This window comes from Acidilobus sp. (assembly GCF_049973875.1).
Classification (GTDB): Archaea; Thermoproteota; Thermoprotei_A; order Sulfolobales; family Acidilobaceae; genus Acidilobus.
This window is the reverse complement of record NZ_JBMFJI010000094.1, coordinates 490-727: the sequence shown is the minus strand read 5'-3', so window position 1 is coordinate 727 and position 238 is coordinate 490. Positions and strand designations below refer to the sequence as shown.

Annotated in this window: 1 pseudogene; it reads left to right on the top strand. The window is 63.0% G+C overall.

Going from position 1 to position 238, the window contains the following annotated elements:
* Nucleotides 1-31: 31 nt before the first annotated feature.
* Nucleotides 32-238 (top strand): annotated as a pseudogene (locus ACP5H1_RS08520) (ABC transporter ATP-binding protein); the annotation flags it as partial.

The following is a 238-nucleotide window of genomic DNA, read 5'->3' as shown; positions in this document are numbered from 1 at the left end:
AGTGAGGTCCCTCTCCGACGGCAGGACCGTCGTGCTGACCAGTCACCTGATGAAGGAGGTGGAGGAGCTCTCGGACTCCATATACGTTATGAGGGCCGGGCAGGTGATCGCGCGCGGAAGCCCTAGCGAGATAATATCGATGGCCGGGAGGGTCGTGGAGGCTGTGCTGAGACGGGAGGATGTGACCCCCGAGCTCTCCAAGTTCGTTGTGCGCGACGACGGGGAGACGGTCCTCCTG